This is a genomic window from Micromonospora sp. NPDC049240 (assembly GCF_040647835.1).
GTDB lineage: Bacteria > Actinomycetota > Actinomycetes > Mycobacteriales > Micromonosporaceae > Micromonospora.
In genome coordinates, this window is sequence record NZ_JBEZCX010000008.1 from 71388 (window position 1) to 90372 (window position 18985).

Consider the following 18985-nt stretch of genomic DNA (forward strand, 5'->3'; position numbering starts at 1 on the left):
CTACTTGACAGCCTTTCCGTCCAGGACCGTCGGCTCGCCGCGCAGGAAGGTCGCCACGATGCGACCCGGCAGCGTCATGCGGGCGTACGGGGTGTTGCGACTGCGACTGGCCAGCTCGGCCGGCTCGATCACGCGCCGGGCCGCCGGGTCGACAAGGGTCAGGTTGGCCGGCACGCCGGGGGCCGGGTCGAGGCCGTGTCCGGCCAGCCCGGCGATCCGGGCCGGGACCCGCGACATGCGCTCGGCGATCAGGTCCCACCGCGGGCCGAGCACGTCCAGCGCGATGGAGAGCGCGGTCTCCAGGCCGAGCATGCCCGGCCGGGCGTACGCCCACTCGCACTCCTTGTCCTCCACGGCGTGCGGCGCGTGGTCGGTGGCGATGATGTCGATCACGCCCTCGGCCAGCGCGGTGCGCAGCGCGGCGACGTCGGCGGCGGTGCGCAGCGGCGGGTTGACCTTGAAGACCGGGTCGTAGCTCTCCGCACGTTCGTCGGTCAGCAGCAGGTGGTGCGGCGTCACCTCGGCGGTCACCCGCACGCCGCGCGCCTTGGCCTGGCGCAGCACCTCGACGCTGCCGGCGGTGGAGACGTGGCAGACGTGCAGCCGGCTGCCCACGTGCTCGGCGAGCAGCACGTCCCGGGCGATGATCGCCTCCTCGGCCACGGCCGGCCATCCGGTCAGGCCGAGGCGGGTGGAGACCTCACCCTCGTGCATCTGCGCGCCCTCGGTGAGCCGGGGCTCCTCGGCGTGCTGGGCGATCACCCCGTCGAACGCCTTGACGTACTCCAGCGCGCGACGCATCAGCCGCGGGTCGGCGACGCAGTGCCCGTCGTCGGAGAAGATCCGCACCCGGGCCGCGGAGTCGGCCATCGCGCCCAGCTCGGCCAGGCGCTCGCCGGCCAGCCCGACGGTGACCGCGCCGATCGGCTGCACGTCGACCAGGCCGGCCTCCCGGCCCAGCCGCCAGACCTGCTCGACCACGCCGGCGGTGTCCGCGACCGGCGAGGTGTTGGCCATCGCGCAGACCGCCGTGTAGCCGCCGAGCGCCGCCGCCCGGGAGCCGGACTCGACCGTCTCGGCGTCCTCCCGGCCGGGTTCGCGCAGGTGGGTGTGCAGGTCGACCAGGCCGGGCAGCGCGACCAGGCCGGTCGCGTCGATGACGGTGGCGTCGTCCGCGGCGAGCCCGTGGCCCGTCTCGGCCACCACGCCGTCGCGGATGAGCAGGTCGGTCGGCTCGCCGCCGACGACGCTGACGTTGGTGATGAGGTACGCGGTCACCGGTTGTTCCCTCCGAGCAGCAGGTAGAGGACGGCCATCCGCACGGAGACCCCGTTGGCGACCTGTTCGACGATGGTGGAGCGGGGTGAGTCGGCGACCTCGGGCGTGATCTCCATCCCCCGGTTCATCGGGCCGGGGTGCATGACGATCGCGTGCTCGGGCAGTCGGCGCATGCGCGGCCCGTCCAGCCCGTAGCGCCGGGCGTACTCGCGGGCCGACGGGAAGTAGGAGTCGCTCATCCGCTCCCGCTGCACCCGCAGCATCATCACCACGTCCACACCGGGTGCAACGCTGTCGAGGTCGTAGGAGACGTCGATGCCGGGGGCGAGCGCGGTCGCGATGTCGACCGGGATGAGCGTCGGCGGGCCGACCAGCGTGACCTTGGCGCCGAGCGTGGTGAGCAGCAGCACGTTGGAGCGGGCCACCCGGGAGTGCAGCACGTCGCCGACGATCGCCACGTGCAGGCCGGCGAGCCGGCCCAGCCGGGACCGCATGGTGTACGCGTCCAGCAGCGCCTGGGTGGGGTGCTCGTGGGTGCCGTCGCCGGCGTTGACCACCGACCCGTCCACCCAGTCGGCCAGCCGGTGCGGCGCGCCGGAGGCGGGGTGCCGGACCACCACCGCGTCGGCGCCCATCGCCTGGAGGGTGAGCGCGGTGTCCTTCAGGCTCTCGCCCTTGGCCACGCTGGAGCCCTTGGCGGAAAAGTTGATCACGTCGGCGCTGAGCCGCTTGGCGGCGGCCTCGAACGAGATCCGGGTCCGGGTGGAGTCCTCGTAGAACAGGTTGACCACGGTGCGCCCGCGCAGCGCGGGCAGCTTCTTGACCTCCCGGCCGGCCACGGTCGCCATCTCGGCGGCGGTGTCCAGGACCAGGGTGGCGGTGTCGGCGTCCAGGTCGGCGCCGGAGAGCAGGTGCCGGATCATCGAACTGGCCCTTCGTTCGCGACTGCGGGGCTCCGCTTCGCTGCACTCCTCGCGCTCACCGGGAATCCCCTCCGTACAGCCGTACCTCGTCGGCGCCGTCGGTCTCGGCGAGGGTGACCTTGACGTTCTCGGCCAACGCGGTGGGGATGTTCTTGCCCACGTAGTCGGCGCGGATCGGCAGTTGGCGGTGGCCGCGGTCGACCAGGACGGCGAGTTGCACGGAGGCCGGGCGGCCGACGTCGCTGAGCGCGTCCAGCGCGGCCCGCACGGTACGGCCGGAGAAGAGCACGTCGTCGACGAGCACGACCCGCCGGCCGTCGATCCCGCCCGGCGGCAGGTCGGTCGGGCCGACCGCGCGGGTGGCGTGCCGGCGCAGGTCGTCGCGGTAGAGCGTGATGTCGAGCACGCCCACCGGAACGGTCACGTCCTCGAACGTGCTGATCCGGGCCGCGAGGCGGCGGGCCAGGGGCACACCCCGGGTGGGGATGCCGAGCAGCACGGTGTCGGCGGCGCCCTGGGTCTTCTCCAGGATCTGGTGGGCGATGCGGTCGACCACCCGCGAGACGTCGGCGGCGGCGAGGATCACCTTCACCGAGGGTTGTCGCGGCGGCGACGAATGGGCAGCCGGTGGGTAGGCCACGGCGGACCTCCTTCCCCGCCTCACGGGACGGGTCGTTAAAGGACGTCTATCGACTCCGGCGGGCCCGCGCGGGGCCCGGACCGGGGCTCCACGCCACGTTACCAGCGGTCACCGGCCCCGCTGCCGCCGGTCCTGACCTGCCGGTCAGCCCGGCGAAATGCGGACAAGCCACACCGGCCTGTCGAACGTCCCCGACACCACCACTTGACCAGTTGTCGCAATCCCCGTACCGTCACGCTCCGTAGCGATAGCTGGGAGAACCCCGAGCAGCACTGGGAGTGTCCGAATGCCCTCTGAATACGCCAAGTCGCTGGGCGCCCGCCTGCGCTCCATCCGCCAGCAGCAGGGCCTGTCCCTGCAGGGGGTGGAGGAGAAGTCGAACGGGCGGTGGAAGGCCGTGGTGGTCGGCTCGTACGAGCGCGGCGACCGCGCCGTCACCGTGTCCCGCCTGGCGGAGCTGGCCGACTTCTACCGCGTTCCCGTCTCGGAGCTGCTGCCCGACGGCAGCGGGGTGCGTCACGAGCCCACCAGCAAGATCGTGCTGGACCTGGAGCGGCTCTACGACGAGGCCTCCGAGGACCTGGCCTACGTCGCCCGGTACGCCCGCGCCATTCAGCAGCAGCGCGGCGACTACAACGGCCGGGTGCTCTCCATCCGCGCCGACGACCTGCGGGCCCTCGCGATCGTCTACGACGCCTCACCGTCGGGCCTGATCGAGCGGCTCACCGAGCACGGTGTGCTGGTCGCCGACCCGCGGGCGTTCTTCGCCTCCTGAGCCACGCGCCACGAAGGGCCCGTGCCGTCCGGCACGGGCCCTTCGTGGTCACCAGGTGCGGAGCCTCAGCGGCTGGCGTACTCGGCGATCCGGCCGAGAATGCCGTTGAGGAAGCGGGGCGAGTCGTCGGTCGACATCTGCCGGGCCAGCTCGACGGCCTCGCTGATCGCCACCGCGTCGTCGATCTCGTCGACGTAGAGCAACTCGTACACGGCGATCCGGGCCAGGTTGCGGTCGACCACCGGCATCCGGTCCAGCGTCCACCCCTCGGCGTAGCTGGCGATGATCTCGTCGATCCGGTCGAGGTGCGCCGCGACGCCCTCGACCAGCCCGACCGCGTAGCCGAGGTGGTCGGGGCGGGGCTGCTCGATCCGCTCCAGGTAGCCGGCGAGCACCTCGACCGGCGGCCGGTCCCGCAGGTCGGCCTCGAAGAGCACGTCCAGCGCCCGCTTGCGCGCCTTGCGGCGCGCCGGCATCTGCTGCTTCGGACCCTCAGCCATCAGGCTCGGCCGAGGTAACGGCCGTCGCGGGTGTCGACCTTGATCTTCTCGCCGGTGGTGATGAACAGCGGCACCTGGACGGTGGCGCCGGTCTCGACCGTGGCCGGCTTGTTGCCGCCGGTGGACCGGTCACCCTGCAGGCCCGGCTCGGTGTAGGTGACCTCGAGCACGACCGAGGTCGGCAGCTCGATGTAGAGCGGGACGCCCTCGTGGGTGGCGACGGTCGCCTCGGCCTCCGGGAGGAGGTAGTTGGCGGCCTCGCCGACGGTGCCGCCCATCACGGTGATCTGGTCGAACGTCTCCAGATCCATGAAGACGTAGTCCTCGCCGTCGGCGTACAGGTACTGCATGGTGCGCTTGTCGACGGTGGCGGTCTCGACCTTGGTGCCCGCGTTGAAGGTCTTGTCGACCACCTTGCCGGACAGCACGTTCTTCAGCGTGGTACGCACGAACGCACCACCCTTACCGGGCTTGACGTGCTGGAACTCGACGACGGCCCACAGCTCGCCGTCCAGGTTGAGTACCAGGCCGTTCTTCAGGTCGTTGGTGGTGGCCATTTCCTGCCTTGATCATCAATTGGCGGACAGACCCACCAAGTCTACTAGCTGTGTCGAATCGGACTCGCGCGCTGCGCGAGGTGGTGCAGGGCCAGGCGGTAGCCGTCCACGCCCAGGCCGCAGATCACGCCGGTGGCCACCGCCGAGACCACCGAGTGGTGCCGGAACTCCTCCCGGGCGTGGATGTTGGAGATGTGCACCTCGACCAGCGGGCCACGCAGCATGGCGCAGGCGTCCCGGACCGCTATCGAATAGTGCGACCAGGCGGCCGGGTTCAACACCACCGCCGCCTCCTCGTCCGCCGCCTGGTGCAGCCAGCCCAGCAGCTCGTGCTCGGCGTCGGTCTGCCGGACCACCACGTCCAGCCCCAGCTCCCGCCCGGTCCGCTCGCACAGGGCGACCAGGTCGGCGTAGCTGGTCACGCCGTACACGTCGACCTGGCGGGTGCCGAGGCGGCCCAGGTTCGGCCCGTTGAGCACGTACGCCCTCACGAGCTGATCTCCCGGTAGGCCGCGGCCAGCAGCTCGTCCGGCGGGGCCTCCAGCATGGCCGGGCGGGCCAGGCCGTCCAGCACCACGAACCGCAGCCGGCTCCCCCGGGCCTTCTTGTCCACCCGCATCGCGGCGAGCAGCTCCGGCCAGGCGTCCGCCCGGTAGCCGGTGGGCAGGTCGAGCGCGGTCAGCACGTCCCGGTGCCGGCGCGCGGTGGCGTCGTCGAGCCGGCCGGCGAGCCGCGCGAGGGTGGCGGCGTAGACCAGCCCGACGGCGACCGCGTGACCGTGCCGCCAGCGGTACCCTTCCACCTTCTCGATCGCGTGGGCGAGCGTGTGCCCGTAGTTGAGCACCTCGCGGACCCCGGACTCGCGCAGGTCACCGCCGACCACGTCGGCCTTGACCCGCACCGCCCGCTCGACCAGCTCACGGACCACCGGGCCGGCCGGGTCCAGCGCTGCCGTCGGGTCCCGCTCGACCAGGTCGAGGATCACCGGGTCGGCGATGAAGCCGCACTTGACCACCTCGGCCATCCCGGCGGCCAGGTCGGCCGGGGGCAGGGCGTCCAGCGTCGCCAGGTCGCAGAGCACGCCGGCCGGCGGGTGGAACGCGCCGACCAGGTTCTTGCCGGCGGCCGTGTTGATCCCGGTCTTGCCGCCGACCGCCGCGTCGACCATGCCGAGCAGCGAGGTCGCCACCGGCACCCAGCGCACCCCGCGCAGCCAACTGGCCGCGACGAAGCCGGCCAGGTCGGTCACCGCGCCGCCGCCCACCCCGACCACCGCGTCGGTCCGGGTGAAACCGGCCGCGCCGAGCCGGTCCCAGCAGGCGGCGGCCACGTCGACGTGCTTGCCCGCCTCGGCGTCCGGCACCTCCACCAGCAGCGGCGTGACACCGTCGGCGCGGGCCCGCTCGGCGAGCCGCTCGGCCAGCGCCTTGAGCGGCGGAGCGTACAGGTAGGCCACCCGCTCCGCGCCGGGCAGCAGCTCGGGCGGCGGGTCGAGCAGGTCGCGTCCCACCAGCACGTCGTACGGCCGTTCGCCGCCGACCGGGATCCGGGTCACCTCGTCCATCGCCGGCAGCCTAGTCCAGCGCCCGCCCCCGGCGCGGCGACTGTCCACTCCGTGGGGCGTTTGTCCGGCCCCGCCCCGGGTAGGGCGGCGGAATGAGCATCCGTCTTCCCGCCACGATCCTCGGCGTCGGCCTCGGTGGCTTCGTTGACGGCATCGCGTTGCACCAGGTCCTCCAGTGGCACCACATGCTCAGCAGCACCGCGACCGACCGGGTGGGGATCCGGGACTACCCGGTCGACACCGTGCCCGGCCTGCAGATGAACACGCTGTGGGACGGCCTGTTCCACGTCGTCACCTGGGTGGCGGTGCTGACCGGGCTGGCCCTGCTCTACGCCCGGGTGACCCGTTCCCGGGGCCGGCTCTGGCGCTCCGGAATGCTCTGGGGCTGGGTGCTCGTCGGCTGGGGCCTGTTCAACCTGGTGGAGGGCGTCGTCGACCACCACCTGCTCGGCATCCACCACGTCCGCACCGGCCCGTACCAGACCTGGTGGGATCTCGGTTTCCTGGCGCTCGGCGTACTCCTGGTCGCGGTCGGCTGGGCGATCCAGCGGCGGGCCGACGCGATCGACCTGTGCGCGCCGCGGACGCGGTGAGCCACGCCGGGCACGCCGGCGGCTTCCCGGCGACCGCGTTGCTCCCGGCGGTCATGTTCTGGGCCTACCTGGCCGCCGCGCTGCGGCTGCGCGACCCGGGCGGCCCCGGCTGGGCGCACCGGCGGACCGTCAGCTTCGGGCTGGGCACGCTGCTCGTGGCGGCGGGGCTGCTCGCGCCCGGCGACGACCTCGTCGGGCACATGTGGCAGCACCTGCTGATCGGCATGCTGGCGCCGCTGGCGCTGGTGCTCGGCGCGCCGGTCACCCTGCTGCTGCGCACCCTGGACCGGCGCACCGCACGCCGGCTGGTCCACCTGCTGCGGCACCCGGCCGCGCGGGTGCTCGGCCACCCGGTGACCGGCCTGCTGCTCACCGCCGGCGGGCTGTGGCTGCTCTACCTCACCCCGCTCTACCGGGCGACGCTGGACAACCCGCTGCTGCACACGCTGGTGCAGGCGCACTTCCTGCTCAGCGGCTTCCTGTTCGCCTGGTCCGTCGCCGGGCCGGACCCCGGGCCGCACCGCCCCCGGGTGCCGGTACGCCTCGTGGTGCTCGGCGCCGGCGTCGCCGCCCACGCCACGCTCGCCCAACTGCTCTACGCCGGCGTGCTCGACGTGCCGGCCACCGGCGCCGAGCTGCGGGCCGGCGCCACGCTCATGTACTACCTCGGTGACCTGGCCGAGATCGCCCTCGCGCTCGCGTTGCTCGCCACCTGGCGGCCGGAACGCCCCGCCCGCCACCCGGCCACCCGGCCCGGCGCCGCGCCGGTCAGGGCTTGAGCAGGGCGGCGATCTCGGCGGCCAGTTCCTCCGGCGCGCGGCCGTCGGTCACCACGGTCGCGGTCGCCACCTCGGCGTACAGCGGGCGGCGCTGGTCCAGCAGGTACTTGAGGGTGGCCCGGGGGTTCAACGCCAACAGTGGCCGGCCGGCGCCCAGCCCGACCCGCCGGATCGCGTCCGACAACTCCACCGACAGGTGCACCACCGTGTGGCCGATCAGCGCGGCCCGGTTCTCCTCGGCCAGGACCGCGCCGCCGCCGAGCGCGAGCACACCGGCGTGCGAGGCCAGCGCCGCCGCCACGGCGGCCCGCTCCAGCGTACGGAAGTGGTCCTCGCCCTCGTCGACGAAGATCTCCGGGATCGGCTTGCCGGCCAGGCGCTCGATGTCCGTGTCGGTGTCCCGGAAGTCGACGCCGAGCGCGGCGGCGAGCGCCGTGCCCACCGTGGTCTTGCCGGAGCCGGGTGCCCCGACCAGCACGCAGACCGGCCTCGTGCTCATTTGACCACCAGGCTGTCGAGGTAGCTCGCCAGGTTGCGGCGCATCTCGGCGACCGAGTCGCCGCCGAACTTCTCCACCGCGGCCTCGGCCAGCACGAGCGCCACCATGGTCTCGGCGACCACCGCCGCCGCCGGCACCGCGCACACGTCGGAGCGCTGGTTGATCGCGGTGGCCGGCTCGCCGGTGGTCACGTCGATCGTCGCGAGCGCGCGGTTCAGCGACGAGATCGGCTTCATCGCCGCCTTCACCCGCAGCGGCTCGCCGGTGGTGATGCCGCCTTCCAGGCCGCCGGCCCGGTCGGTGACCCGACGCACGCCGGTGGCGCTGGGGATGATCTCGTCGTGCGCCTCCGAGCCACGGGAACGCGCCTGCTGCCACCCGTCGCCGATCTCGACGCCCTTGATCGCCTGGATCGACATCAGCGCGGTGGCCAGCCGGGCGTCGAGCTTGCGGTCCCACTGCACGTGACTGCCCAGGCCCGGCGGCACGCCGTACGCGAGCACCTCGACCACGCCGCCGAGCGTGTCGGCGTCCTTCTTCGCGGCGTCGACCTCGGCGACCATCCGGGCGCTCGCCTCGGCGTCGAGGCAGCGCAGCGGGTCCGCGTCGATCCGCGCCGCGTCCTCCGGAGTCGGGCGCAGGCCCGGCTTCGCCGCCACCGGCCCCAGCTCCACCACGTGCGACACGATCTCGACGCCGAGCGCCTGCCGGACGAGGGCCTTGGCGACCGTGCCCACGGCGACCCGGGCGGCGGTCTCCCGGGCGCTGGCCCGCTCCAGGATCGGCCGGGCGTCGGTGTGGCCGTACTTCTGCATGCCGGCCAGGTCTGCGTGGCCGGGCCGGGGGCGGGTCAGCGGCGCGTTGCGGGCCTGCGCGGCCAGCTCCTCCGGGTCGACCGGGTCGGCGGCCATCACCGTCTGCCACTTGGGCCACTCGGAGTTGCCCACCCGGATCGCCACCGGGCTGCCCAGCGTCACGCCGTGCCGGAGCCCGCCGATGATCTCGATCTCGTCCTGCTCGAACGCCATCCGGGCACCCCGGCCGTAGCCGAGCCGGCGGCGGGCCAGCTCGTCGCCGATCTCGGTGGTGGTCACCTCGATGCCGGCGGGCACCCCCTCCATCAGCGCGACGAGGGCGGGTCCGTGCGATTCACCTGCAGTCAGCCAGCGCAACACAGCGGCCAGTGTGTCACGCGCCGGGGCCCCGCCGATGCGCTGCCCACCACGTCCCGCTCTACGGACACCCGCGTTTCGACGTCGAGCGCCGCACCGATCCTGGGTGGGCGTCGACCGACGCCCACCCAGGATCTGGTGTCACCTATCCGTGTACCGCGGATCCGTCAGCCATCAATGATCTTGATGGCCCCCGCGGGATTCAGGCCGATCCAGATCTCGACCGCCTCCCGGTCGACGTCCCGGAGATAGACGTCGCCCTTCACCTCCCTCGGATGATGCGGTGAACGCCGCAGGTTCAGCGCGAGCCTTCCGGCCAGCACCACGACCGCCAGCACGAGCGCCACCAGCAGTGTCACCACCGTGTGCCGCGCGTCGTCGCGCACCGAGTCGACGACGAACGCGACGACGAGCAGAACCGCCGCGACGAGCACCGCCGGGAACACCCTGCGCCGCCAGATGGTCTCCGTCCGGCAGGTCCGGGTGAGCCGCTCGGCCGCAGCCACACCCACCGGGAGGCTGACCACGGACCGACTCGACCCGTACCGGCCCAGGCAGCAGACGCGCGCCACGGTGGCCGCCTCACTGCCGTCGATGATCGATCTCGGCGCGGGCGTCAGCTCACCGGCCGTTCGGCCGGCCAACCAGACGTCGACCCGTGGTTTCATCCGCCCGCCTCTCCAAACTCCACTGTCGGCCTAGGCACAGAACTTGCTGGTGGTCCAGCCATATCCCCACTGGTACTGCCGGTTGCGGTTCGTCCACCAGCGGAAGTACCCGTTGACGTACGCTCCCCGCTTCCGGGTGCACCGTTCGCTGTACTCCCAGACGAACCAGGCGATGGCACCGGCCGCGACGGCGAACGCGGCCCCGGCCGGCCCGGAGAAGACGGCCGCGATCGCGCCGATGATGGCGTACGCGAAGCCCCATCTGGTCAGGAACCTCACGTCACTGTGGGAGATGTAGCACTGGAAGTTCCAGTCGACGCGGTAGCCGCCCCAGCCGCCCCACCAGTAGTACCACTTGCGGGAGCTGAGGCTGGTACGCCAGCACGACAGATTGCCGGTGGTGTCTTCCTTGTTGACCGAGTCGCCGGTGCCGTATTCGTACGGATTGGAGTTGCCCCCGTAGATCGGGTCGGTGGAGAGGAATCGGCTGGTGCTGGGGTTGTAGAGGCGGGAGCCCATGAGGATCGAGCCGTCTGGGGTGTCGGCGGCGCGTTGGTGGGTGCCGAGCCAGCCGTAGCGTCGGGTGCCGGCGTCCGCGGGATTGCGCGCGTTGCCGTGCTCGTCGTACTCGCTGGTGTAGGCCAGCCCGACGCCGGTTTCGGTCATCCCAGCGACGAGATCGCCGTGCAGATTGGTGATCTGCCAGACGACACCGACGGTGCTGGTGAACAGGCCGGCGATGCCGGCGAGCCCACTGATGGCCCGGGAGTGCCGGCCGCCGCCCTCGTCGGTCCAGCTCGGGCTGTCACCGTCGGCGCTGTAGTGGTTGATCCGGGTGAGGCTGTCTGCGGTGTCGGTCCAGGAACGGATCCGGTTGGGCACGACATCCAGGTTGTAGGTGGTGGTGCGGGTGCCTCGGGTGATACTGCGCACCATGTCGTTGACGTGGTAGGTCATGGTGCTCTCCGCGGCACCGGAGACCGCGAGGTCGACGGCCGGCTGGGTCAGCGTCCGGCCGAGCGCGTCGTAGGTGTAGCCGGTCCCGGTGGTGCGGTCGGCGCTGTCATAGCTCCACTCCCGGCTGGCACCGGCCGTGGTCGTCTGACAGGCGCCGCCCGTCGCCGGGCCGTACGCCACCTGACTGGTGCCGTTGGTGGCCTCGTCGAAGCCGTACCCGCGGGTGCTGCACTGGCCGGCCACGGTGTCCGCCACGCCGGTGAGCCGGGCGGCCTGGTCGTAGCTGAAGACCTGCGAGGACAGGGTCGACGAGCGGCTGCGCCACTGGTCGTGGGCGCTGGCGGTGACCGTCTCGCTGTAGAGGGTGCAGTTGCTCTGGCCGCAGCCCGGCTTGGTGTAGGTGATGCCGCGGGCCGCGCCGCTCTCGTCGGTGGTCAGGTTCACCACGAGTCCGTTGGGCCAGGTCTGGCTGACCGGGATCCCATCGTTGTCGTAGCTGGCGGTGAACGTGCCCGTCTGGGTGTCCGCCACCGACGTCGGCAGGCCGCGTCGCTCGCTGCCGCCGTCGAAGGTGAAGGTCCGGGTGCCCTTGCCGTCATTGACGGTGGCCGGCCGGCCCGCGATGTCGAAGGTGCTGGCGGTGACCGTGCCGTCGGCGTCGGTGTACGAGGCCATCCGGCCCAGGCTGTCGTACTCGCGGATGATCTCCGCCGTCACCGTCCCGGAGCCGTTGACCGTCTGGCTCCGGACCGCCTGCCCGCTGGCCTGGTCGTAGATGGTGCGCCGCTTCTCCAGCGCCGTGCCCAGACCGGCCGCGGTCACCGACATCTCCGACTGACGCCCGGCGGCGTCGTAGGTGAGGTCGGTCCGCCGCAGCTCACCCGATCCGGTCTTCACCGTCTGTCGGCGCGGCTGCCCGAACATGTCGTAGGTGACGGCCGTGACCGGTAGTTCCGGCCCGGACTCGGGCTGACCGCCGGTCTGCGTGCGGCAGACCAGGCCGTCCCACTCCGGCCGGTTGCCGCACTCCGGGTAGGTGGCGTTGGCCGCCGCCCGGTAGTAGACCGTGACCCGGGTCGCCGGTGTGGTGTCCACGCTGCCACCGGCCGGGGCCGTGGTGCTGACCACGCGCCCCTCGCTGTCGTAGCCCGTTCGGGTGACCAGGTCCAGGTCGCCCGGATCGACGGTGACCCTGACCGGCTGGCGCAGCGTCCAGTCGTAGTCGGTGGTGGTGGTGCGGGTGTCCGCGTCCAGGGTCTGTCCGGCGCTGACATAGCTGACCGATGACCGTTCGGTGGTCGCCAGCTTGTAGGGCCCGCCGCTGCTCGGCGCCCCCTGGTCGTAGGTGAGCCGGGCGTGCTGTCGACCGCGCACGACCGTGCCGGAGTCGAGCATCACGTCATGCTCCGAGCCGAACGTCTCCAGCAGCAACTGGCCGTCGGTGGAGTAGACGTTGAAGGTGGCCAGCTTCGCCGCGAGCTGCGCCTCGGCGCTGGCGGTGTCGCCTGGTGACGCGTCCAGGGCCCGCTGGCGGTTGCCGGCGGTCAACTCCTGCACGACGTTGCCGTACCGGTCGTAGGAGGTGGCGGTGACGCGCCCACCCGGTTCGGCCATGTTGACCACACGGGCGTTGGCGTCCAGGTAGGTGACCGTCGCACGCTGGTAGGAGCTGGGCAGCGTACCGGTGCTCGGGTCGCCGGTCGGCACCTCGGTGGCCGGGAAGACGGCCGTGGCGTCGGTCGGTGGCTCCGCCTGCGCCCACCGTGCGGTCTGCGCGCCGGACAGGTCGTACGGCGCGCCGCTGCCGGAGGTCGGCACCTGGTAGACGACCGTCTGCACGGAGGTTCCCGCGGTCAACGCCGACCGGGTCACCTTGTGGAGCCGGCCCTTGCCGGGGTCGCTCGGCGTGGTGGTGTACGAGAACTGCCACGGCTGCTGGGCCGGCGGGGTCAGCGAGACGATGATGCCGTTCGAGTCGTAGTAGTAGACGGTCCGCAGCGAGTGCGGCCCGCTCCCGTCGGTGTAGTCCAGCCGGGGGTCGTGCACGCTCCGCAGCCGGCCGCTGTTGTCGTAGGTGTAGCGGGCCAGCACGACGGTCCGCATCGCCGGGGTGGACAGGTCCGGGTCCCAGGCGGTGTAGGAGATCTGCTTCACCCGGCCGACGTAGTCGCCCCACTGACCGTCACCGAGGCCGATGGCCGTGGTGGTGGTGGCGTAGGTGAAGGTCAGGGCACGGCAGCCACGGACCAGCGTGGTGCAGCTGACGCCGGCCGGCACCGGGGACAGCAGACGGGTCGGCCGCATGACGTCGTTGGTCCCCAGCGTCACTTTCTCCCAGGAGTAGGTGGTGGCGCTCCCCAACCCCGGCGGCGTCACCGAGGTGGGGGTCCAGACGTTCGCCGGGTCCGTCGAGGTCCGGGTGAACGTGACCACGTTCCCCTTCTCGTCGGCGAGGGTGAAGGTGTTGGCGGCCGAGCTGAAGGTCAGCTTGTAGGACTCCGCGCCGACCTGCGGCTCGTAGTTGACCCCGGCGCTGTCGACCTTGGTGAACCCGATCGACGAGTCGTCCGGGAGCTTCACCTGGACCAGGCTGCCGTAGGTGGTCAGCCTGGTGTAGGGCGCCTCCGCGTCGGACACCACCAGACCGGAGACCCAGCCCGGACCGAAGAGCGGATCGAGGCCGAGCGGCTGCCGGCTGTTGACGGTGCGGGAGATGGACAACCCGGCAGCCGAGACGTCCGGAGCGGAGATCTGGTAGTTGCCGGTGATCAGGTTGACCGAGCCGGGCCCCACCTGGACGGTGTCGGCCGAGGCGAGGTTCCGGTCGAAGCGGAACTTGACCTGGTCGGCCGGCGCCCCGTAGTTGCTCAGGTTGAAGTAGGGCCGGACCTGCACCGGTCCGTCGCGCGGGATGCCGTTGGCGTCGACCGCGGCGAGCGTGGCGGCGACGTCCCAGTTCAGCTTCGGCGCGGTGCCGCTGGTCAGGGCGACCGGCCAGGTGACCGGCCCTCCGCCGACGGCGTAGCTGACGTGCCCCGCCGGGATGGTGACCCAGGCGTCCGAGCCGGCGCGGCGCCACTGGTAGGTGACGTCGACGAAGGACGGTGCGGCCGTGGCGGCGAGCGCCACCTTGGCGCCGGAGACGTCACCATCCTTCGGGGAGTCCTGGGCCCCAGAGCCGACCTTGAACGGGTAGCTGCGCAGCGCGGTGACGTTGCCGGCCGAGTCCCGGGTACGCGCCCAGACGTTGTGCCAGCCCGGGGTGAGCGGCGTGATGCTCACCGTGGCAGCGGCGCCCGGCGACGGCGCGTTGACCACCTTGTTCGGCGGCTGCACGTCGAGGCTGTACTCGTACGCGGCGGCGTCGGCGATGCCGTTCGGGTCAAACGTGAAGTTGCCGGCGACGTTCGCGTCGCCACCCCACTGGTTCTCCGGGTAGGTCGAGGAGCTGACGATCGGCGGGGCGCCGATCGACGTGTCCACGGTGAACTCACAGAACGGCGACCACGCGCCGTCCACCGAGCCGTCGTTGCCGCGTACCCGCCACTTGTAGGACGAGCCGTTGGTCATGACGCCGGCCGGCACCGTGGCGCTGAAGGTGCTGCCGGAGGCGGCGGTAGCCGTGATCGTGCTGCCCAGCTTGGTGGTGCCGGTCAGCGTCCACCACTCGACCTCGGCCTTCACCGTCGAACCCTCAGCGTCCGAGATGATCGACTTGAGCTGCGGCGTGGCGGTGTTGACGGTCGGTCGGGAGGCGCCGGTGACGCAGGCCGTCGACGGCACCGTCGAGCGGGTGCCGACCGTCGGGTACGAGTTGTAGGTCACCACCGCGTACGGGACCTGACTGCTGTCGACCGCGTTCCGGGAGCGGAACTGCTTGAAGCTGTTGGCGTTCGTCTCGTCGGTGCCCCGCACGCCCATGTAGGCGGTGGACTGGCCGGCGGTGGCGGCCCGCTGGAAGAAGCTGGTGCCGCTGACGCTCACCCAGCCGTCGTCGCAGGTCGCCGAGAAGCCCTTGGTCTGGGTGGAGGTCGCTTCCTTCTGGATCCAGCTCGGCTGGGTGCCCCACCGGGTCGCCGAGGAGGCGGCGCCGGTGGTCCAGATCTCCCAGGAGTTCGCGGTGCAGGTGTTGGACCAGAAGTTCCAGAAGTAGACCGTCGCCCCGGTGATCTGCTTGCCGGCGAGCGCGGAGACCGGCCAGTTCACGAACGCGCGCGACTTCACGCTGGGCGAGCCGGCCAGCAGGCCGACTTGGAGGTCGTTCGCCCCGCCGCGGTCGACCGTGTCGCCCTCCTTCACATAGGTGTCGAAGGAGGTGTAGAGCGGGTTGATCTGCGGGTCGATGGTGACCGGGTACTGCGTGGCCGGGTCCTTCAACCAGGCCAGGTCGGGCTGCAACCGCATGGTGAGCCCGTTCGGAGCGGCGGCGCGGGCACCCGCCGAGGGGCGCTCCGCCTTCGTCCTGACCATCGCGCGGCGGGTCGGCTCCTCAGAACCGGGGGCACGCCGGGCGTCCCACATCTGCGGCGCGGGGACCGTGGCGACCGGCTTGCCCTTGGCGTTGAGCAGAGTTAGGCCGCCCGCCGGGTCCTGCGTGAACGAGGAAAGGCCCTTGCCGGTCAGCGGAAGCGCCAGCGAGGGCAGGCGGTCGACCGCATCGCGGCTCTTGACGGTCAGGAACTGGGAGAAGCCGGTCCGGGTCGCCTCGACGACCAGGTCGATCCCCGGGGCGATCTCGGGATAGGTCGCACGGTTCTCGGCGAGGACCGGCGTCGGCAACGCGCCCGGCCAACCGAGCGCGAACCGGCCGGCGCCGGCGCCGACCGCGGCGAGTTCGCCCGCGCCGGAACGCTTACCGGAGATCCGCAGGTCGAGCGGGTGCGCCACGGCTTGCACGGAGCCGTCGGCGGCGGGCTGGAGGGTGAGGTCGATCGGCGTCCAGCCGCCGTTCCTGCGCATCCGGACCGGTCCGGCGTGGACCTTCGCCTCGATCTGGCCGTTCGGGTGTGCGAGGTACTCGGCGGACTCGGTCGTCATGCCGGTGATGCGAACGTCCCGGCCGGTCATCCGGGCGGTGACCAGCGCCGCCATCTCGTCGGGTCGTTCCAGTGCGCCGGCCGGCTTCGGCTTGGGCGCCGCCTCCGCCCGCCGCACGGGCAGGTCGGACAGCGTCATCGCCAGGCTCATGGCCAGGGCCACGGTGGCGACCCGTCCCGATCGGGAACCGACGAACCGATTCCATCTTCGTAGTGACAGGACTGTTTTCGCGCGCGCAGGAGCCACTCTAGGCCCTCCCCCGTGTTCTTAGGGCTGATAGTGGGCCGAACGCTACGGTCCTTCGAAGACGAGCGTCAATAAGCAACTCTGCGTGATTCGACGAGCCCTTGATGCCCGGCCCTGAGCAGCGAAAGCAGGGACGGCAGGAAGAAATAATCACCACTGGTGACAGTCGCCGGAATTGCTGCGGAAATAAGTTTCAACAACGCCCTGAGGGCCGAAGCTAAACGACGACTATTGATTTCCGATTCATCGTCACCCACCCGGGCACAACGACCCAACTGCTTCCTTATCCACCCAGCGGTGCGGTGGAACCCGCCTCACCGCAGAGCGGCGCGCATCGCGGCACGGGGGGCGGCGACGCCGGTGAAGTGCTCGAACTGGCCGACCGCCTGGGCCAGCAGCAGATCGAGGCCGGAGATCACCCGGCACCCGGCGGCCAGCGCCGCCGCGGCCAGGGGCGTCGGCCACGGGTCGTACAACGCGTCGAACAGCACCGTCTCCGGCCGCCAGTCGAAGTTGTCGGCGAGCGGGTCGGCGACCCCCTTCGGCACGGTGGAGATCACCAGGTCGGCGCGGGCGTGCGCGGGCGCGCCGTCCCACTCCGCGCCGGCCAGCGGCACCCCGACCGCCGCCGCCACCGGGCGCAGCTCGTCGACCGCCTCGGGCCGGCGGGCCACCACGGTCACCTCGGCCGCACCGATCCGGGCCGCCGCCGCGATCGCCGCCCGGGCGGTGCCGCCGGCGCCGAGCACGGTCACCACCGCACCGGTCACGCAGCCGGCGCCGGTGAGCACCTCGACCATGCCGGTCACGTCGGTGTTGTCCGCGTACCAGGTGCCGTCGGGTCGGCGTACCAGCGTGTTGGCGGCCCCGACCGCGGCGGCGACCGGCGAGACCTCGTCGGCCAGCGCGAGCGCCGCCTCCTTGCCGGGCATGGTCACCGACAGCCCGGCCCACTCCGGGCCGAGGCCCGCGACCAGGCCGGGCAACTCGTCCGCGCCGGCCTCGATCGTCGTGTACGACCAGCCGGTCAACCCGGCCGCCGCGTACCCGGCGTGGTGGATCGCCGGGGAGAGCGAGTGGGCGATCGGACGGCCGACCACCGCCGCGCGGTGTGGGGCGGCCATCAGATGATCCCGGCCTCCCTGGCCTTCTGTTCGTTGCGCTGGTGCTCGGCGTAGGTCTCGGCGAAGGCCGAGTGCCCCTGCCTGTCGATCGCCACGAAGAAGAGCCACTTGCCCGGCGGGGGATCCATCGCCCCCTGGAGAGCTTCCTTGCCCGGGTTGTTGATCGGCGTCGGCACAAGGCCGCGCAGCTTGCGGTTGTACGGGTTCTTCGGGTTGTCCAGCTCGGCGGCGGTCATCTCCTTGGACGTCTTGGTCTTCTGCCCGGTCAGCTCCAGGTAGTAGTTGACCGTGACGTCCATCTCGAGGCACCCACAGTCAAAGTTGCCCTTGTAGACCCGGTTGTAGGCCACCTGGGCGACCTTGCCCAGATCATCCTTGTTGCCCGCCTCAGCCTGGGCCAGCGATGCAACGGTCAGCGCCTCGTACGGAGTGATGCCACCCCGCTCCGCCTGCACCTTCTCGGCGAACTTCATCTCGCCGGTGACCGTGAGGAAGTTCTCCACCATCAGCTTGAGCACCGTCTCAGCGGTGGCCTTCGGCGGGATCTCGTAGGTGTCCGGGTACAGGAAACCCTCGATCGAGGGCTTGATCTTCTTGCCGTCGGAGCGCTTGAACCACCAGTCCGGCACGCCCAGCGCCTCCGGGTCCTTCGCCGCGGTCTCGAAGTCCTTGACCGGGATGTCGGTCTTCTCGGAGAGCCGCTTGTAAACCGTCTTCGCGGTCAGCCCCTCGGGGATGGTGAGCCCGTTGACGATCTTGTTCTTCAGGTCCAGCATGGCCGTGACCGCGGCGTCGCCGCTCATCTGCTTGCGCAGCTTGTACGTGCCGGGCTGGATGTTCTTGCTGCGCGCGTTCCCCTCGGCGGCCTCGATGAACGCCTTGGTGCTCTTCACCACGTCGGCGGCCACCAGCGCGTCGGCCATGTCGGCGATCAGCGCGCCCTGCTTGATCTCGACGATCGCCTCGCCCGTGCCGGAGCCGTCGTAGTCGGGGGTGACGAAGTAGTTCTGGATACGGTCGAAGCCGTAGTAGGCGCCCCCACCGATGCCGCCGAGCAGGATCAGCGCGAGCGCGAGCGCGAGGAGGGTCTTGCCCCGGCTGCCGCCGGACTTGCCCTGACGGCGGCGCACCGCGCCGCGCCGGTGCCGGCCCTTCTCCCCCCTGTCCTGCTCGTCGAAGCCCAGATCAAGATCGTCGATCATCCGTCCGCCTCCGCTGTGCGTCCAACCAGCTCTGCAGAATCTCCACCGCGGCGGCCTGGTCGACCACCGCTCGTTGACGCTTTCCCCGGACGCCCCGCTCGGCCAGCCTACGACTCGCGACGACGGTCGACATCCTCTCGTCCGTCAGCGTCACCGGAATCGGCCCCATTACATCGGCCAAACGGGTGGCATAGGCCGATACGTTCGCCGCCGCCGGCCCGTGCTTTCCGGCGAGGTTGACCGGGAGGCCGACGACGATCCCGACCGCCTCGTGCTCGGCCGCCAACCGGACCAGCGCGGCCATGTCGGCGGGCACCGTGTCCGGTTCGGCGGTCAGGTCCCGGGCCAGCGTGACAAGCGGGGTGGCGAGGATGCCGTGCGGGTCGGACCGGGACACCCCGACGCGGACCTGGCCGACGTCCACCCCCAACCGGACACCACGGTCGAATTCAGGCATCTGCCGGGCACCTC

At 71.6% G+C, this 18985-nt stretch carries 18 protein-coding genes; 3 read left to right on the forward strand and 15 right to left on the reverse strand.

Annotated features, from left to right (window positions below; all coding sequences use genetic code 11):
* Genes AB0B02_RS13875 through pyrR form a run of 3 tightly spaced genes read right to left on the reverse strand, consistent with a single transcriptional unit; the run spans nt 1 to nt 2841 of the window.
* The gene (locus AB0B02_RS13875; RefSeq protein ID WP_281939727.1) at nt 1-1278 is read right to left on the reverse strand and encodes a dihydroorotase; all 1278 of its coding nucleotides are present in this window, start codon (nt 1276-1278) and stop codon (nt 1-3) included.
* A complete protein-coding gene (locus tag AB0B02_RS13880) occupies nt 1275-2201 on the reverse strand; it encodes an aspartate carbamoyltransferase catalytic subunit (protein WP_281939726.1) in 927 nt (308 codons plus the stop codon). Before AB0B02_RS13880 ends, AB0B02_RS13875 begins: the two co-directional genes overlap by 4 nt.
* A 55-nt stretch (nt 2202-2256) precedes the next feature.
* Nucleotides 2257-2841, reverse strand: a complete 585-nt coding sequence (pyrR, locus tag AB0B02_RS13885; protein WP_281939725.1) for a bifunctional pyr operon transcriptional regulator/uracil phosphoribosyltransferase PyrR — start codon at nt 2839-2841, stop codon at nt 2257-2259.
* A 286-nt stretch (nt 2842-3127) separates the two neighbouring features.
* On the opposite strand from pyrR, the gene AB0B02_RS13890 reads away from it, so the two are divergent.
* A complete protein-coding gene (locus tag AB0B02_RS13890; protein WP_013285505.1) occupies nt 3128-3616 on the forward strand; it encodes a helix-turn-helix domain-containing protein in 489 nt (162 codons plus the stop codon).
* Between the two features lie 65 nt (nt 3617-3681).
* On the opposite strand, the gene nusB is transcribed toward AB0B02_RS13890, so the two are convergent.
* The 4 genes from nusB to aroB are packed head-to-tail and all read right to left on the reverse strand — an operon-like array spanning nt 3682 to nt 6237.
* Entirely contained in the window at nt 3682-4092 is a 411-nt protein-coding gene (nusB, locus tag AB0B02_RS13895) for a transcription antitermination factor NusB (protein ID WP_199199890.1), read from the reverse strand.
* Nucleotides 4093-4115: 23 nt separating this feature from the next.
* Nucleotides 4116-4673, reverse strand: a complete 558-nt coding sequence (gene efp, locus AB0B02_RS13900; protein ID WP_281939722.1) for an elongation factor P — start codon at nt 4671-4673, stop codon at nt 4116-4118.
* Nucleotides 4674-4717: 44 nt separating this feature from the next.
* Nucleotides 4718-5164 (reverse strand): type II 3-dehydroquinate dehydratase, encoded by a 447-nt coding sequence (gene aroQ / locus AB0B02_RS13905; protein WP_281939720.1) that lies wholly within the window; start codon nt 5162-5164, stop codon nt 4718-4720.
* Nucleotides 5161-6237, reverse strand: coding sequence for a 3-dehydroquinate synthase (gene aroB, locus AB0B02_RS13910; protein ID WP_281939718.1), 1077 nt, complete (start codon nt 6235-6237; stop codon nt 5161-5163). The genes aroQ and aroB overlap by 4 nt, the downstream gene beginning before the upstream one ends.
* Nucleotides 6238-6329: 92 nt before the next feature.
* Between aroB and AB0B02_RS13915 the strand changes: the two genes are divergently transcribed.
* Complete coding sequence (locus AB0B02_RS13915; RefSeq protein WP_281939717.1) at nt 6330-6830, forward strand: DUF2243 domain-containing protein; 501 nt, start codon at nt 6330-6332, stop codon at nt 6828-6830.
* Nucleotides 6809-7609: a cytochrome c oxidase assembly protein gene (locus AB0B02_RS13920; RefSeq protein ID WP_281939715.1), complete on the forward strand. Its 801-nt coding sequence runs from the start codon at nt 6809-6811 to the stop codon at nt 7607-7609. The genes AB0B02_RS13915 and AB0B02_RS13920 overlap by 22 nt, the downstream gene beginning before the upstream one ends.
* Here AB0B02_RS13920 and AB0B02_RS13925 read toward each other — a convergent pair.
* From AB0B02_RS13925 to ruvX, 8 genes are all read right to left on the reverse strand, one after another.
* Nucleotides 7599-8108, reverse strand: a complete 510-nt coding sequence (locus AB0B02_RS13925; RefSeq protein ID WP_281939713.1) for a shikimate kinase — start codon at nt 8106-8108, stop codon at nt 7599-7601. The two genes, AB0B02_RS13920 and AB0B02_RS13925, sit on opposite strands and share 11 nt — an antisense overlap.
* The gene (gene aroC, locus AB0B02_RS13930; protein WP_357300347.1) at nt 8105-9283 is read right to left on the reverse strand and encodes a chorismate synthase; all 1179 of its coding nucleotides are present in this window, start codon (nt 9281-9283) and stop codon (nt 8105-8107) included. The genes AB0B02_RS13925 and aroC overlap by 4 nt, the downstream gene beginning before the upstream one ends.
* A gap of 164 nt (nt 9284-9447) precedes the next feature.
* A complete protein-coding gene (locus tag AB0B02_RS13935; protein ID WP_357300349.1) occupies nt 9448-9807 on the reverse strand; it encodes a hypothetical protein in 360 nt (119 codons plus the stop codon).
* Nucleotides 9808-9978: 171 nt separating this feature from the next.
* Nucleotides 9979-16092 carry an RHS repeat-associated core domain-containing protein gene (locus AB0B02_RS13940; RefSeq protein ID WP_357300352.1) on the reverse strand — a complete coding sequence of 2038 codons (6114 nt, stop codon included), beginning with the start codon at nt 16090-16092 and terminating at the stop codon, nt 9979-9981.
* A 164-nt stretch (nt 16093-16256) separates the two neighbouring features.
* Nucleotides 16257-16445 (reverse strand): hypothetical protein, encoded by a 189-nt coding sequence (locus tag AB0B02_RS13945; RefSeq protein WP_357300354.1) that lies wholly within the window; start codon nt 16443-16445, stop codon nt 16257-16259.
* A 57-nt stretch (nt 16446-16502) separates the two neighbouring features.
* The gene (locus tag AB0B02_RS13950) at nt 16503-17312 is read right to left on the reverse strand and encodes a shikimate dehydrogenase (protein WP_357300356.1); all 810 of its coding nucleotides are present in this window, start codon (nt 17310-17312) and stop codon (nt 16503-16505) included.
* Nucleotides 17312-18514: an endolytic transglycosylase MltG gene (mltG, locus tag AB0B02_RS13955; RefSeq protein WP_357300358.1), complete on the reverse strand. Its 1203-nt coding sequence runs from the start codon at nt 18512-18514 to the stop codon at nt 17312-17314. The genes AB0B02_RS13950 and mltG overlap by 1 nt, the downstream gene beginning before the upstream one ends.
* Nucleotides 18498-18971: a Holliday junction resolvase RuvX gene (gene ruvX / locus AB0B02_RS13960; RefSeq protein WP_281939704.1), complete on the reverse strand. Its 474-nt coding sequence runs from the start codon at nt 18969-18971 to the stop codon at nt 18498-18500. The genes mltG and ruvX overlap by 17 nt, the downstream gene beginning before the upstream one ends.
* Nucleotides 18972-18985: the final 14 nt, after the last annotated feature.

Bases quoted from the DNA above. Each gene is read 5' to 3' on its own strand.
- AB0B02_RS13950 (WP_357300356.1), bottom strand. From the start codon at position 17,312: ATGGCCGCCCCACACCGCGCGGCGGTGGTCGGCCGTCCGATCGCCCAC.
- efp (WP_281939722.1), bottom strand. From the start codon at position 4,673: ATGGCCACCACCAACGACCTGAAGAACGGCCTGGTACTCAACCTGGAC.
- AB0B02_RS13925 (WP_281939713.1), bottom strand. From the start codon at position 8,108: ATGAGCACGAGGCCGGTCTGCGTGCTGGTCGGGGCACCCGGCTCCGGC.
- nusB (WP_199199890.1), bottom strand. From the start codon at position 4,092: ATGCCGGCGCGCCGCAAGGCGCGCAAGCGGGCGCTGGACGTGCTCTTC.
- aroB (WP_281939718.1), bottom strand. From the start codon at position 6,237: ATGGACGAGGTGACCCGGATCCCGGTCGGCGGCGAACGGCCGTACGAC.
- AB0B02_RS13915 (WP_281939717.1), top strand. From the start codon at position 6,330: ATGAGCATCCGTCTTCCCGCCACGATCCTCGGCGTCGGCCTCGGTGGC.
- mltG (WP_357300358.1), bottom strand. From the start codon at position 18,514: ATGATCGACGATCTTGATCTGGGCTTCGACGAGCAGGACAGGGGGGAG.
- AB0B02_RS13940 (WP_357300352.1), bottom strand. From the start codon at position 16,092: ATGAGCCTGGCGATGACGCTGTCCGACCTGCCCGTGCGGCGGGCGGAG.
- AB0B02_RS13880 (WP_281939726.1), bottom strand. From the start codon at position 2,201: ATGATCCGGCACCTGCTCTCCGGCGCCGACCTGGACGCCGACACCGCC.
- ruvX (WP_281939704.1), bottom strand. From the start codon at position 18,971: ATGCCTGAATTCGACCGTGGTGTCCGGTTGGGGGTGGACGTCGGCCAG.
- AB0B02_RS13890 (WP_013285505.1), top strand. From the start codon at position 3,128: ATGCCCTCTGAATACGCCAAGTCGCTGGGCGCCCGCCTGCGCTCCATC.